We start from the raw sequence: 13,541 nt of genomic DNA on the forward strand, positions 1-13,541 counted from the left end.
TCTCCGCGGTTCAAACGATGGTGAACAGCGGCTGGTCGAACTCAACCGGCTGACCGTCTTCTACCAGGATGGACTCGATCACACCGCTGGTTTCAGCTTCGATGTGGTTCATCATCTTCATGGCTTCGACGATGCACAGAGTGTCGCCTTTCTTCACGGTCTGGCCGACTTCAACGAAGGCTGGCGAGGTAGGCGAGGCTTTGCGGTAGAAGGTACCGACCATTGGCGAACGGGCAACGGATCCGTTCAGTTTCGGTGCGGCGGCTTCGGCGGCTGGCGCGGCGGCGGCAGGTGCGGCTGCTGGTGCGGCAACAGGAGTGGCGACTGGAGCCGGAGCGTAGTACTGCTGGGCTGGAGTCTTGCTGTGGCGGCTGATCCGTACGGATTCCTCGCCTTCCTTGATCTCCAGCTCGTCGATGCCAGACTCTTCCAGCAGTTCGATCAGTTTCTTGACTTTACGGATATCCATTAATCATCAACTCCCAAGGTTCGGTCAGGGGCGTAAATATAAAAACGTGTTAGCAAACGTTTCTTGTGAGCCCAGGCCCGTAGGCCAGGGTCTCGTCATCAGGGCTTTGCGTTAGCAGCCAGGTGTTCCAGGGCAGACTCCAGGGCCAGGCGATAACCCGTGGCACCCAGGCCGCAAATCACCCCTACGGCGACATCAGAGAAGTAGGAGTGATGGCGAAAAGGTTCGCGTTTGTGCACGTTGGACAGATGCACTTCGATGAATGGGATGCTCACCGCCAGCAACGCGTCACGTAATGCGACACTTGTATGTGTGAAAGCCGCCGGATTGATCAGGATGAAGTCCACGCCTTCACCGCGCGCAGCATGGATGCGGTCGATCAATTCGTACTCGGCATTGCTTTGCAGGTACTGCAGGTGATGGCCGGCGGCGCGGGCGCGCTGCTCCAGATCCTGGTTGATCTGGGCCAGGGTCACGGCGCCATAGACGCCCGGTTCGCGGGTGCCGAGCAGGTTCAGGTTGGGGCCGTGCAGCACCAGTAGCGTTGCCATCTGTGGTTCCTTTTTATCGTTAGGAAACTTTGCGCGGCGACTATGCCGTAAACCGGCGGGCACTGTCCAGTTACCGGCAATAGCCAGCACGATGACCGATATTCACGCTAAATATGTGACTACTTTATTAATTTCGGTCATTGATTTTGGCTTTTTAGCGGCCAGAGGAAGTTATAGACCCAGATTGGCGCGAATGCGCGTCAGATGCTCGGCAAATTCGCCGGCGTTTATCTCGCCAACCACACGATCAGCACTCATTTCGCTGCCGTTCGCAGCAAAGAACAGCAGCGCGGGCGGGCCGAACAGCTGGTAACGGTCGAGCAGGGCGCGCTGTTCGGCGTTGCTTTCGCTGATATCGAAGCGCAGCAGCTTGTACTCCTTGAGCTGCGCTTGCACCGCCGGGGCATTGAGCACTTCATGCTCGATCACCTTGCAACTGATGCACCAGTCGGCGTACCAGTCCAACAGCACCGGCTGGCCGGCAGCCTTGGCGGCGGCCAGGGCGCTGTCCAGCGCCGCCGGGGTGGTGAGGGTCTGCCAGTCGCTGGCGCTGCTGGCCTGGACGCTTGCGCCGGTGCTGGCAATGCCTGCCTGAGGCAACGGGCGCAGCGGGTCGGTCTGGCCGCTCAAGGCGCCGTACCAGCAGGCCAGGGCATAGAACAGCAGGGCCAGGCCGAACAACTGCGCCAGGCGCTGGCGGGTGGTTTTCAGGGTGAACTCCAGGGCGCCGAGGAACACCGCGGTGCCAGCGGCCAGCAGGCCGACCAGCAACAGCGTGACCTGGCCCGGCAGCACGCGGCTGAGCAGGCCGATGGCCAGGCCCAGCAACAGCACGCCGATTGCGTTTTTCACCGTCACCAGCCACGGCCCGCTCTTTGGCAGCCAGGCTGCGCCGCCGGTCGCGATCACTAGCAGTGGCGCGCCCATGCCCAAGCCCAGGGCGAACAGTTTCAGCGCACCGCCCAGGGCATCACCGCTGGCGCTGATGTACAGCAGCGCGCCGGCCAGTGGCGCTGACACGCACGGCGACACCAGCAGGCTGGAGAACACTCCGAGGATCGCCGCGCCGATCAGCGAACCGCCCTTGGTCTGGCCCACCAGGCGCTCCAGGCGGCTGCTGATGGCATGGGGCAGTTTCAGCTCGAACAGGCCGAACATGGCCAGGGCGAACAGCACGAAGAACAGCGCAAACGGCACCAGCACCCAGACCGACTGCAGGCGCGCCTGCAGGTTAAGGCCGGCGCCGAACAGGCCCATCAGCGCCCCCAGCAGGGCGAAGCAGGCGGCCATCGGCAGCACGTAGGCCAGCGACAGGGCAAACCCGCGCCAACCGCTGGCCTGGCCGCGCAATACCACCCCGGAGAGGATCGGTAGCATCGGCAGCACACAGGGCGTGAAGGTCAGGCCGACGCCGGCGAGAAAGAACAGCAGCAGGCTTTGCCAGTCCCACCCGGCTTTGCCGACGGCCGCAGCGCCTGGCAAAGCGCTGCTCGCAGTGCCATCGACACTCAGGCGCGCGGTTTCCGGCGGGTAGCACAGACCCTTGTCGGCACAGCCCTGGTAGCCGACCAGCAGGGTGAAGGGGCGCTGTTCGTTGGCCGGGCGGGGGATTTCGATGTCGAGGATGCCGTGGTAGACCTCGACGTCGCCGAAGAATTCGTCGTGCTTGGCTTCACCGGGCGGGATCTGTGCCGTGCCCAGGGCGATGTCGGCAGGTTCGCTGCGGAACTGGAAGCGGTGGCGGTACAGGTAGTAGCCATCGGCGGCGACGAAGCGCAGCTTCAGGCTTTGCCCTTCATCCTGCACCAGGCTCAGCTTGAAGGCTTCGTGCACCGGCAGGAAATCGGCGCTGTTGTTCAGCGACGCCGCGCCCAGGGTGGCGCTGGGGCGATTGTCGAGCAGGCCGGCACCGGCGGCGGGCAAGGCCAGGAGCAGAAACAGGAGGCAAAGCAGGCGGCGCATGGCGGTCTCGCAGTACAAAAGTGCCTGCATGATAGCGGACTGCGCCGTTACGTGCAGTTACGCGGCGCCTGCATCGCTGGCAAGGCCAGCTCCCACAGGGCCGGTGGATGCAGATCTACTGTGGGAGCCGGCTTTGCCGGCGATGGTGGCGCCACCGTCTTGGATCAGAGCCGAAACGCCCGCACCGCCGTGTTCAACTCCCCCCCAAGCCGGAGCAATTGCTCACCCTGCTCACGGCCCTCGCCAATACGCTGCAGGTTGTCCTCCCCGAGGCCATGAATCCGTTCGCTGTGATCGCGAATCTCGCTCACCGCGCCACTTTGCTGGGCCGTGACATCGGCAATCCGTACCGCGGTGGCGGAGATGGTCTGGATCGCCGCGACAATTTCATCCAGCGCGCCATCTGCCGCCTGGGCCTGATCGGCGGTGATTTGGGCATGTTCGAGCTGGGCGCGCATGCCTTGCACCGAGTCGCGTGCCGCCTGTTGCAAGCGGCCGATCAAGGTCTGGATCTCGCCAGTGGCACCGGTGGTGCGCTGCGCCAGTGAGCGCACCTCTTCGGCGACTACGGCAAAACCACGGCCCATTTCCCCGGCCCGCGCCGCTTCGATCGCCGCATTGAGGGCCAGCAGGTTGGTCTGCTCGGCAATCGAGCGGATGACCGTCAGCACGCTGCCGATGGTTGCCGACTCCTGCGCCAGTTGTTCGATCATCTGTGCGTTGCCCTGCACCTCATCGACCAGTGCTCGCAGCCCGGTCAGGCTTTGGCCGATCACCGCCTGGCCCTGCTCCACGGCGCGCCCGGCGTCATGACTGGCGTCGGCGGCCTGGCTGGCATCGCCGGCCACCTGCAGGATGGTTGCTTCCAGTTCCCCCAGGGCATCACGGATTTGCGCGGTATCGCCGGCCTGGCGTTCGGCGCCATCGTGCAGGGCGCTGCTCATGCCGGCCAGGGCGTGGCTGCTGCCGGCGACTTGTTCAGCGTTATGGCGAATGGTGCCGACCAGCTCCACCAAGTAGGCGCGCAGGCGATTGAGCGAGTCCTGGATGTCATGCATCTCGCGGTTGCTCCGCCCCAGGGCAATGGCCTGGCCGAAGTCACCCTCGGCCCAGCGCGACAGCGCCGGCGCCAGGTTGGTCAGCACCCGTGCCAGGCGCCGCTGCAGGGTGTCGATGAGCAGGGCGATGAGCAGGATCAGGCCGATCATCAGGCCCTGGATCACCCGCACTTCGCCCTGGATGGCGGCATGTTGGCTGCGCACGCCGGGTTCGAGCTCGGCGATGGCCTGCTGAACGGCGGCGATGCGCTCGAAGGTACTGTTCGCCAGGGCGCTGCGCTGCTGGATCTGTTCGCGGGTACGCTGCAGTTCGCCCGGGTAGCGCTTGATCAGGCTGTTGAGCTCGCGCTTGAGCGCCACGCCATGGTCTTCGGCCTCGGTGCTGGCCTGGGTTTCCAGGCCCATCAGCGCGGCAAAGTCATCGGCGCTGGATTCGCGGGCGGCGGTTACGCCCAGCAGCGGCAACTGCTCAAGTACCTGGGCCTGAGCGGCGATCTGCTGCAGTTCGCGCTCGACTTCATCTGCCAGTTCGCTCCGGCCGCTGCTGACCAGCTTGTCGCGGGCCAGGGACAGCCGTGACAGGTGCAGGGAGGCGTTGAACAGCGCCGGTGCATAACGCCCGGCATCGCTACGGGTACTGCTCTGGGCATAATTGGCCAGTTGTTCGAGGCTGGCGCCCAGCTCGCGTTCGGCCTGGAGCAGCAGGGCCTGGGGATCGCCGGCCAGCTTGCCGGCACCGAGCAGTTCGTTGGCGGTGAAGCGCTGCAGGTTGTCCAGGCTCGGGCGCAGCCGGGCTGCAAGCGCGGCTGGCAATTGTTCGAGTTCGGCCTGCAGGGCGGCGGTGGCTTGCACCGCCGTGGCATGGCGCAGGGCGTCGCCGCTGCTCAGGTAGTCCTGGATGTTGCGTGCGGCCTGGTTCTGGAATTGCTGCGACAGCGACAGGTAGCGCTCCATTAATAAGTAGGGGCGCTCCAGGGCGCGCTGCGACCACCACAGGGTAGCGCCCAGGGCGATGCACACGGTAACCAGCAACAGGGTATTGAAATTGGTAAGCAGCTTCAGGCGCATGTCCGGGTCTACCAACGGCCGAATGGTAAGCGCCTGAAGTTATTGCGTTTTTATGACCGGGTTATGACGAGACGGGCGGTTTTGCGAAAAAAACTGGCACTTTGCCTTTATGCTTCCACCCGTTGTACGCAGTTGCGTCCGGCGCCTTTGGCGCGGTACAGCGCCTCATCGGCGGCGGTGGCCATGCTCAGGGCATCCAGACCTTCGCTCAACTGTACAACGCCGGCGCTGAAGGTGCAGGACAGGTCGCGAGGTTGGGCGGGGTAATGGATCTCGGCGAAGCGCCGGCGAATCTCATCGAGCACTTTGTGCGCGGCACCCAGGTCGGTGTTGGGCATGACGATGGCGAACTCTTCTCCGCCGTAACGGCCGATGAAGTCGGTCTTGCGCAGGCGCTGCTTGAGGAACAGCGCCAGGCTCTTGATCACCCGGTCACCCATGGGGTGGCCATGGCTGTCGTTGACTTTCTTGAAGTGATCGATATCGAGCATGGCGAAGCTCAGCGGCTGTTCTTCGCGGCGTGCGCGGAAGCTGCAGTCTTCCAGCAGTTGCAGGATGTGGGTGTGGTTGTACAGCCCGGTCAGGCTGTCGCGCACCATCCGTGCCTTGAGGTTGCGCGCGCGGGCGGCGCGGTTGCGCACGGTGGTGATCAGGTGTCGCGAGCGGATCGGTTTGGTTAAAAAATCATCACCACCCTCGCTCATGGCGTCGAGCTGCTTATCCAGATCGTCTTCGGCCGACAGGTAGATGATCGGCACACTGACATAACGGTCGTTGTGGCGGATCACCTTGGCCAGTTCCGTGCCGGTGCAGGCCGGCATGTACATGTCGAGGATGATCAGGTCGGGCTGGAAGTCGGCAAGCTCGGCCATGGTCTGGATCGGGTCGATCAAGGTGCGGGTGACGATCCCGGCGCTGTTGAGCAGGCGCTCGGTGTGCAGGGCCTGGGCCCGCGAGTCGTCGATGATCAGCACCTTGAAGGGTTCGTACTGGGTGACGCTGGTCAGCAGCTCGACTTTCTCCAGCAGGCTCGAGGCTTCCAGGGTGCCGGTGAGAAATTCCTGACCGCCGGCGCGTACGGCGGCCAGGCGCGTCGGGGTGTCGGTCTCGTGCAGGCTGAAAAACAGCAACGGTAACCGCTGTTCCAGGCCTTGCTGGGCCTGGGCCGCCAGTTGCAGACCGACACCGGGGCCGGTGAAGTCGACGTCCATGACGATCGCCGAAGGCAGCCGTTCGCTCATGGTCGCCTGGAATGCGGCTGCGCTGTACAAGGCCTGTACACCCAAGCCGAAGAATTCCAGCTGTTGGGCCAGGCGCTCAGCGCGGTCGTGGTCCTGGAGCATGATGTACACCGGCTTGCGCAAGGGGGGCAGCGGCACTTGCTCAAGCTGGTCACCCTGGCGCAGGCCGGTGCGCGACAGACGCTGCATCAGCCGGTTGAGTTCGCTGATCAGTTGGCTGCTCAGGCGCGCACTGTTGGCCTCGACCGCCTCCAGGGTATGGCCGATGGCTTCGGCCAACTGGCTGTGCTCGGGCTGCTCGAAGCGCTCGGCATAGCGTTGCAGGCGCAGGTTGGCCTCGCACAGCTCACCCAGGTCGCCAGTGGACCACTCGCTGCGCTGCAGGCGCTGCCAGATTTCGAGGATTTGCCGGGCCTGATGAATGACCCGCTGGGCAAAGTGTTGCTTGAGGCGCTCACGATTGGGGTCTTCTGGCTCGGTCATGTCCTGACTACTTATAAGGGTGAGGCTGAGGTCGAGTGATGGCTCTATGCTAGCACCACTTTCCCGGCAATCGAGTGCCTTGTATCAATAAACTGTACAAGTCCGTTTATTCATTTGCTGACCCAATAGTCGCTTATGCGAACCGCCGTGCTTGATTTATAGTGCAGCGATACTTGCCGACCCCGGCAGGTGGCGCGCGGCACAAAACGCCATCGCGCTGGCACGAAGCCCGGGGGTTGCGGTCGAACCCCTTGAACCGACGTGACTGAAAGGACAACGCCATGCTGGACTGGAAAAACCGTACAGGCAAAGCCGAGGCGCGTGAGCGGGTCGAGCCGCGCACCGCCGCCACCCGCAGCTATTTCGGCGGGTTGCTGTTCAGCCGCGCCCTGGGCTCGCTGATCGGCCTGTACCTGCTGGTGTGCGTGGGCCTGGGCTGGTACTGGAGCGCCGAACCCGACTTGTTCCCGGTACAGCAGAACGCCCAGGCGGCCGCTGAAAAAACCGGCAAGCAGATGGTCGTCGGCTACACCACCATCGAGACGCTCAAGACCGTGGCCGGCACCTTGCTCAACAAGCCCGGCGGCTACATTTCCAACGACCGCTTCCCGCCAGGCCTGTGGATGGACAACATGCCCAGCTGGGAATACGGCGTGCTGGTCCAGGTACGTGACCTGAGCCGTGCCCTGCGCAAGGACTTTGCCCGCTCGCAGTCGCAGTCCACCGAAGATGCGGACCTGGCCAAGGCCGAGCCGCGCTTCAACTTCGACAACAAGAGCTGGATCCTGCCGTCGAGCGAATCCGAGTTCCAGGAAGGCATCAACTCCCTGACCCGCTACCAGAACCGCCTGGCCTCGCCGGACCAGCAGGGCGCGCTGTTCTACACCCGTGCCGACAACCTCAACAACTGGCTGGGCGACGTCGCCACCCGCCTGGGCTCGCTGTCGCAGCGGCTGTCGGCGAGCGTTGGCCGGGTCAAGCTCAACAGCACCCTGAAGACTGAATCGGTGGTGCCGGGCCAGGTGCCGCAGGTTGACGAGGAAGTGGTCGAAACCCCATGGCTGCAGATCGACAACGTGTTCTACGAAGCCCGCGGCCAGGCCTGGGCGCTGTCGCACCTGCTGCGCGCCATCGAGGTCGACTTCGCCGACGTGCTGGCGAAGAAGAATGCCACGGTCAGCGTGCGGCAGATCATCCGTGAGCTGGAAGCCTCGCAGGAACCGCTGTGGAGCCCGATGGTGCTCAACGGCAGCGGTTTTGGCATGTGGGCCAACCATTCGCTGGTGATGGCCAACTACATCTCGCGGGCCAACGCTGCGGTGATCGACCTGCGTCAACTGCTGACCCAGGGCTGAACCGGTGTCGATCTCCAAGCAGGAGGCGGCGCACCGCGCCGCCTCCGACCGCGAACGGATCGCCTGGGTCGACGAAAACGACCGGTTGCTCGGCGCCTTGCCCCGCGCCGAGCTACGTGAACGCGGCCTGATCGGGCGCGGTACCTACATCCTGCTGTTCAACTCCGTTGGTGAGCTGTGCGTGCACCGGCGCACCGAGAGCAAGGCGATCTACCCGGGTTACTGGGATGTCGCCGCCGGTGGCATGGTCCAGGCCGACGAAAGCTTTGCCGAGTCGGCGGCCCGCGAGCTTGAAGAAGAGCTCGGGGTGGCCGGGGTCGAGCTCACGGCCCACGAGTGCTTTTTCTTTGACCAGCCTGGCAACCGGCTCTGGTGCGCGGTGTTTTCGGCGGTCTGGGACGGGCCTTTGCGCCTGCAGCCGGAAGAGGTCAGCGAAGCGCGTTTCATCCCCGTCGAACAGGCCCTGGCCGACAGTCGGCAGCAGCCATATTGCCCCGATTCGCTGGCTGCTTTGCAGCGCTATATCGACCGTCAAGCCTGACGTCGCGATTCACATGCAAAATGGCGCAGTTTTGTACTTAGCATTCGCGACATTTATCGTTACACTGCGCGGCCTTTTAAGGCTGCCGCACGCTTCATGCGGCAGTTGCGCTGCCCCTGCCAGAGTGGGGCTTCGCGGTCGGTACCCCGCCAGGGGCGTCGACCAGTTTTTATCCTCACCGTAGAGGATCAAAAGTGGCCAAGAAAGCCGCATCATTCGCCGCCCTGGGTGGCCTGGTGTTCTCCACTGATGCAGGCCGGCATTGCCCGGACTGCAGCAAACCCATAGATGCCTGCATCTGCAAACAGACGCTCATCCCCGAAGGCGATGGCATTGCTCGCGTGCGCCGCGAAAGCAAGGGCCGTGGCGGCAAGACGGTGACGACCATCAGCGGCGTGCCGCTGCCCCTGGAACAGCTCAAGGATCTGGCCAGCACGCTCAAGCGCCGCTGCGGAACCGGCGGCGCGTTGAAAGACGGGGTCATCGAAATCCAGGGCGATCATGTCGAGCTGTTGTTGGCCGAGCTGATCAAACAGGGCTTCAAAGCGAAAAAGTCCGGCGGCTGAAGACTGCATCGCGATTTTTTGCAGTTCGCTTTCTAAACTCGTTCCCGTAGGAAGGGTCTATCCCTGAACACGGATAATCGTCACTTTCAGGTTTTACACTGCGCCCGCCCCATGCAGGCCGGTGTTTTTCGACTTTCTATATAGGGGACTTCAATGTCCGTACGACGCACACGCAAAGACGATGGCAGCCAATGGACAGTTGCGGACAGCCGCAGTGTTTACGGCATTCGCCATTGGGGGGCCGGTTACTTCGCAATCAACGAGGCCGGGCGCGTCGAAGTCCGCCCGAACGGGCCAGGCAGTGCGCCGATCGACCTGTTCGAGCAGGTTGACGAGCTGCGCAAGAGTGGCCTTTCGCTGCCGCTGCTGGTCCGTTTCCCGGACATCCTCCAGGACCGCGTGCGCCAGCTGACTGGCGCTTTTGACGCCAACATCGCGCGCCTGGAATACCAGAGCCAGTACACCGCGCTGTACCCGATCAAGGTCAACCAGCAGGAAGCGGTGGTCGAGAACATCATCGCCACCCAGAACGTGTCCATTGGCCTGGAAGCCGGTTCCAAGCCCGAGCTGCTGGCGGTGCTGGCGCTGGCGCCGAAAGGCGGCACCATCGTCTGCAACGGTTACAAGGACCGCGAGTTCATCCGCCTGGCGCTGATGGGGCAGAAACTTGGCCACAACGTCTTCATCGTCATCGAAAAAGAGTCGGAAGTGGCCCTGGTGATCGAGGAAGCCGCCGAGCTCAAGGTCAAGCCGCAGATCGGCCTGCGCGTGCGCCTGTCGTCGCTGGCCTCGAGCAAGTGGGCCGATACCGGTGGCGAGAAGTCCAAGTTCGGCCTCTCGGCCGCGCAACTGATCTCGGTAGTGCAGCGCTTTCGCGATGCCGGCCTGGACCAGGGCATCCGCCTGCTGCATTTCCACATGGGCTCGCAGATCGCCAACCTGGCCGACTACCAGCATGGTTTCAAGGAAGCCATCCGTTATTACGGCGAGCTGCGCGCACTGAACCTGCCGGTCGATCACATCGACGTCGGTGGCGGCCTGGGCGTGGACTACGACGGCACCCACTCGCGCAACGCCAGCTCGATCAACTACGACATGGATGACTACGCCGGTGTCGTGGTCGGCATGCTCAAGGAGTTCTGCGATGCCCAGGGCCTGCCGCATCCGCACATCTTCTCGGAAAGCGGCCGCTCGCTGACCGCGCACCACGCCATGCTGGTGGTGCAGGTGACCGATGTCGAAAAACACAACGACGAAGTGCCGCTGATCGAGAACAAGGAAAACCTGCCCGAGACCGTACAGTGGCTGGTCGACCTGCTCGGCCCGACCGATATCGAGATGGTCACCGAGACCTACTGGCGCGCCACCCACTACATGAGCGACGTGGCGGCCCAGTACGCCGACGGCAAGATTACCCTGGCCGAGAAAGCCCTGGCCGAGCAATGCTACTTTGCCGTTTGCCGGCGCCTGCACAACTCGCTCAAGGCCCGTCAGCGCTCGCATCGCCAGGTGCTGGACGAGCTCAACGACAAGCTGGCCGACAAGTACATCTGCAACTTCTCGGTATTCCAGAGCCTGCCGGACACCTGGGCGATCGGCCAGGTCCTGCCGATCCTGCCGCTGCATCGCCTGGACGAAGAGCCGCTGCGCCGCGCCGTGCTGCAGGACCTGACCTGCGACTCGGATGGCAAGATCAACCAGTACGTCGACGAGCAGAGCATCGAGACCAGCCTGCCGGTGCACGGGATCAACGAGGGAGAGGACTACCTGTTGGGTATCTTCCTGGTCGGTGCCTACCAGGAAATCCTTGGTGACATGCACAACCTGTTCGGTGACACCGACTCGGTGAATATTTACCAGAACCCGAACGGCAGCGTGTACCACGCCGGTATCGAGACCCACGACACCATCGAAGACATGCTGCGTTACGTGCACCTGTCGCCGGAGGAGTTGATGACCCACTACCGCGACAAGTGCGCCAGCGCCAAGATCACTGCCCGTGAGAAGACCCAGTTCCTCGACGCGTTGCGTCTGGGGCTGACCCGCTCGTCTTACCTGTCGAGCTGATCAGTGGTGCGGGTCGCGTGCAGTCGCTGGCTGCGCGTCGACCCCATCGCCGGCAAGTCCGGCTCCCACAGGTGCAGTGCCGTACTCTTGTGGGAGCTGGCCTTGCCAGCGATGGGCTGCGCAGCAGACCCAGAAACTACCGCACAAACCACCCATCCCGCCGCTGCAACCGCCAGCCCATCACCCCCAGCGTCACCCCGCGCAAAGCCATGAACAGCAGAAACCCCAGCCACAGACCGTGGTTGCCCAAGTCGCGGGCGGCATAGGCGACCGGCAGGGCGATCAGTACGCTGAGCAGCATCCCATTGCGCATCTCCCGCGCCCGTGTGGCGCCGATGAACAAGCCATCAAGCAGATAGCTCCACACCGCAATCAACGGCAGCAGTGCCAGGTACGGCAGGTACTGGTAGGCGGTTTCGCGTACGTTGGCGATGTCGGTCTGCATGTTGATGAACAGATGCCCAGCCAGCAGGAACAACACGGCAAAGCCGCAACTGGCCAGCAACGACCAGCCGCAGGCGACGGTCAATGAACGTCGTAGCGCCTGGCGATCACCCGCGCCAATGGCATGCCCGCACAGCGCTTCGACCGCATGGGCCAGGCCATCGAGGGCATAGGCGGTGAGCAACAGGCCATTGAGCAGCAGGGCGTTGGCCGCCACCGTCGCTTCACCCAGGCGTGCACCTTGTACGGTGATCAGGAAGAACACCGCCTGCAGCGCCAGGCTGCGGATGAAGATGTCGCGGTTGACGCTGAGCAGCGGCCGCCAGCTTTGCCAGCGCGCCAGCAACGCCCAGGCGATTTTCCCGGGGTAGGCGCGCAGGGCCGGGCGGGTCAGGGCCAGGCCGAGCAGGGCGGCGCTCCACTCGGCAATCACCGAGGCGCGGGCCGAACCGATCACGCCCCACTCCAGGCCGAGCACGAACCACAGGTTGAGGGCGATGTTGAGCAGGTTGGTGGTCAGCAGGATGGCCAGCGGCGCCCTGGCGTTCTGGGTGCCGAGGAACCAGCCGACCAGGGCGAAGCTGGCCAGCGCCGCCGGCAGGCCCAGCAGGCGGGTCTGGAAGAAGTCGTGGGTCGATTGCTCCAGCGCCGCCGTGGGCTGCATCAGTTGCAGGGCCAAGTGGCTGAACGGCAGGGCCAGCACGCCCAGCAGCAGGGCAAACAACAGCGCCAGCAACAGGCCCTGCAGCAACACCTGGCGCAACGCCGCACCGTCGGCACGGCCCGCCGCCTGGGCGGCGAAACCGGTCGAGCCCATGCGCAGAAAGCCCATGACCCAGGCCAGGAAGGTGTACAGGCTGGCGCCCACCGCCACCGCACCCAATTGATGGGCATGGGGCAGGTGGCCGATCACGGCGCTGTCGACCAGGGCCACCAATGGTACGGAAATATTCGAAAGGATCATCGGCGCGGCCAGCGCCCAGACCTTGATATGGGTCGGGCGGTCGCGCCAGTCGGTCAGCAAACGGGACATGGAGGCTCCTGGCAAGCCGGCATTGTAGCCGCTGCGCTAGTAAATCGTGCGAAGGCCGTCTCACATCCGTTCGCCGTATCACCGTTGCGGCGCGGTTGATATATAGTGCACGCCTAAGATTCCGCTGCCCGAGAGTTACTACTCCCATGCTCAACAAAGGATTGTTGCTGGCCTGCGCGCTGGCCTTGCTCAGTGCCTGCGATTCGTCTGCCCCGGATAAACCGGCGCCGGCCCCCGTCGAACCGCCTGCGCAGACCCAGGACCAACCCGCAGCCCCGGCTCCGGCCGCCCCGGCGGCGCAAGTGGAAGCGGCAAAACCCGCTCCGGTCAAGGACGATGCCGCGACCCTGGCCAAGCGCTATGCCGGCCGCGAACTGAGCGTGGTGGATGTCTCGGAGGTGCAGGTCGATGGCGCCAGCGCCCTGGCCCTGACCTTCTCGGTGCCGCTGGATGACCAGCAGAACTTCGCCGACAAGGTGCACCTGGTCGATACCGTCAAAGGCAAGGTCGACGGCGCCTGGGAACTCTCCGCCAACAAGATGGAGCTGCGCCTGCGCCACCTGGAGCCGCAGCGCAAGCTGGTGCTGACCATCGACGCCGGCCTGCTCGCGGTCAACGGCAAGCGCCTGCCCGCCGAGTCGATCAGCCGCCTGGAAACCCGCGACATGCAGTCGACCATCGGCTTCGCCAGCCGTGGCTCCCC

Annotated in this window: 10 protein-coding genes and 1 pseudogene; 5 read left to right on the plus strand and 6 right to left on the minus strand. The window is 64.0% G+C overall.

The genetic code is table 11. The features are described 5' to 3' along the window. Positions 1-10: 10 nt before the first annotated feature. The 5 genes from accB to UW3_RS0107500 form a co-directional block, all read right to left on the minus strand. On the minus strand, positions 11-469 hold the full coding sequence (gene accB, locus UW3_RS0107480) for an acetyl-CoA carboxylase biotin carboxyl carrier protein (protein ID WP_010221694.1): 459 nt from the start codon (positions 467-469) through the stop codon (positions 11-13). Positions 470-567: 98 nt separating this feature from the next. Then, entirely contained in the window at positions 568-1,020 is a 453-nt protein-coding gene (aroQ, locus tag UW3_RS0107485; RefSeq protein ID WP_010221695.1) for a type II 3-dehydroquinate dehydratase, read from the minus strand. A 171-nt stretch (positions 1,021-1,191) separates the two neighbouring features. After that, positions 1,192-2,982 carry a protein-disulfide reductase DsbD gene (locus UW3_RS0107490; RefSeq protein WP_026001223.1) on the minus strand — a complete coding sequence of 597 codons (1,791 nt, stop codon included), beginning with the start codon at positions 2,980-2,982 and terminating at the stop codon, positions 1,192-1,194. A gap of 164 nt (positions 2,983-3,146) precedes the next feature. After that, the gene (locus tag UW3_RS0107495; protein WP_010221697.1) at positions 3,147-5,108 is read right to left on the minus strand and encodes a methyl-accepting chemotaxis protein; all 1,962 of its coding nucleotides are present in this window, start codon (positions 5,106-5,108) and stop codon (positions 3,147-3,149) included. A gap of 107 nt (positions 5,109-5,215) precedes the next feature. Beyond that, positions 5,216-6,832, minus strand: a complete 1,617-nt coding sequence (locus tag UW3_RS0107500) for a response regulator (protein ID WP_010221698.1) — start codon at positions 6,830-6,832, stop codon at positions 5,216-5,218. A gap of 281 nt (positions 6,833-7,113) precedes the next feature. Between UW3_RS0107500 and UW3_RS0107505 the strand changes: the two genes are divergently transcribed. The 4 genes from UW3_RS0107505 to speA all read left to right on the plus strand — a co-directional run bounded on the left by UW3_RS0107505 (position 7,114) and on the right by speA (position 11,361). After that, positions 7,114-8,187, plus strand: a complete 1,074-nt coding sequence (locus tag UW3_RS0107505; RefSeq protein WP_010221699.1) for a DUF2333 family protein — start codon at positions 7,114-7,116, stop codon at positions 8,185-8,187. Positions 8,188-8,191: 4 nt separating this feature from the next. Continuing rightward, a complete protein-coding gene (locus tag UW3_RS0107510; protein ID WP_010221700.1) occupies positions 8,192-8,728 on the plus strand; it encodes an NUDIX hydrolase in 537 nt (178 codons plus the stop codon). A 194-nt stretch (positions 8,729-8,922) separates the two neighbouring features. After that, positions 8,923-9,294 (plus strand): translation initiation factor Sui1, encoded by a 372-nt coding sequence (locus UW3_RS0107515; protein ID WP_010221702.1) that lies wholly within the window; start codon positions 8,923-8,925, stop codon positions 9,292-9,294. A 153-nt stretch (positions 9,295-9,447) separates the two neighbouring features. Then, entirely contained in the window at positions 9,448-11,361 is a 1,914-nt protein-coding gene (gene speA / locus UW3_RS0107520) for an arginine decarboxylase (protein WP_010221703.1), read from the plus strand. A gap of 136 nt (positions 11,362-11,497) precedes the next feature. Here the strand turns inward: speA and UW3_RS0107525 are convergent, their stop codons facing one another. Then, complete coding sequence (locus UW3_RS0107525) at positions 11,498-12,838, minus strand: MATE family efflux transporter (protein ID WP_010221705.1); 1,341 nt, start codon at positions 12,836-12,838, stop codon at positions 11,498-11,500. A 146-nt stretch (positions 12,839-12,984) separates the two neighbouring features. On the opposite strand from UW3_RS0107525, the pseudogene UW3_RS29330 reads away from it, so the two are divergent. Continuing rightward, positions 12,985-13,541: pseudogene (locus UW3_RS29330) on the plus strand (alpha-2-macroglobulin family protein); the annotation flags it as partial.

The organism is Pseudomonas donghuensis (assembly GCF_000259195.1).
Taxonomy (GTDB): Bacteria; Pseudomonadota; Gammaproteobacteria; order Pseudomonadales; family Pseudomonadaceae; genus Aquipseudomonas; species Aquipseudomonas donghuensis.

What these genes read in the sequence shown, in the direction of transcription:
- accB (WP_010221694.1), bottom strand. Translation starts at nt 469, where the DNA reads ATGGATATCCGTAAAGTCAAGAAACTGATCGAACTGCTGGAAGAGTCT.
- aroQ (WP_010221695.1), bottom strand. Translation starts at nt 1,020, where the DNA reads ATGGCAACGCTACTGGTGCTGCACGGCCCCAACCTGAACCTGCTCGGC.
- UW3_RS0107490 (WP_026001223.1), bottom strand. Translation starts at nt 2,982, where the DNA reads ATGCGCCGCCTGCTTTGCCTCCTGTTTCTGCTCCTGGCCTTGCCCGCC.
- UW3_RS0107495 (WP_010221697.1), bottom strand. Translation starts at nt 5,108, where the DNA reads ATGCGCCTGAAGCTGCTTACCAATTTCAATACCCTGTTGCTGGTTACC.
- UW3_RS0107500 (WP_010221698.1), bottom strand. Translation starts at nt 6,832, where the DNA reads ATGACCGAGCCAGAAGACCCCAATCGTGAGCGCCTCAAGCAACACTTT.
- UW3_RS0107505 (WP_010221699.1), top strand. Translation starts at nt 7,114, where the DNA reads ATGCTGGACTGGAAAAACCGTACAGGCAAAGCCGAGGCGCGTGAGCGG.
- speA (WP_010221703.1), top strand. Translation starts at nt 9,448, where the DNA reads ATGTCCGTACGACGCACACGCAAAGACGATGGCAGCCAATGGACAGTT.
- UW3_RS0107525 (WP_010221705.1), bottom strand. Translation starts at nt 12,838, where the DNA reads ATGTCCCGTTTGCTGACCGACTGGCGCGACCGCCCGACCCATATCAAG.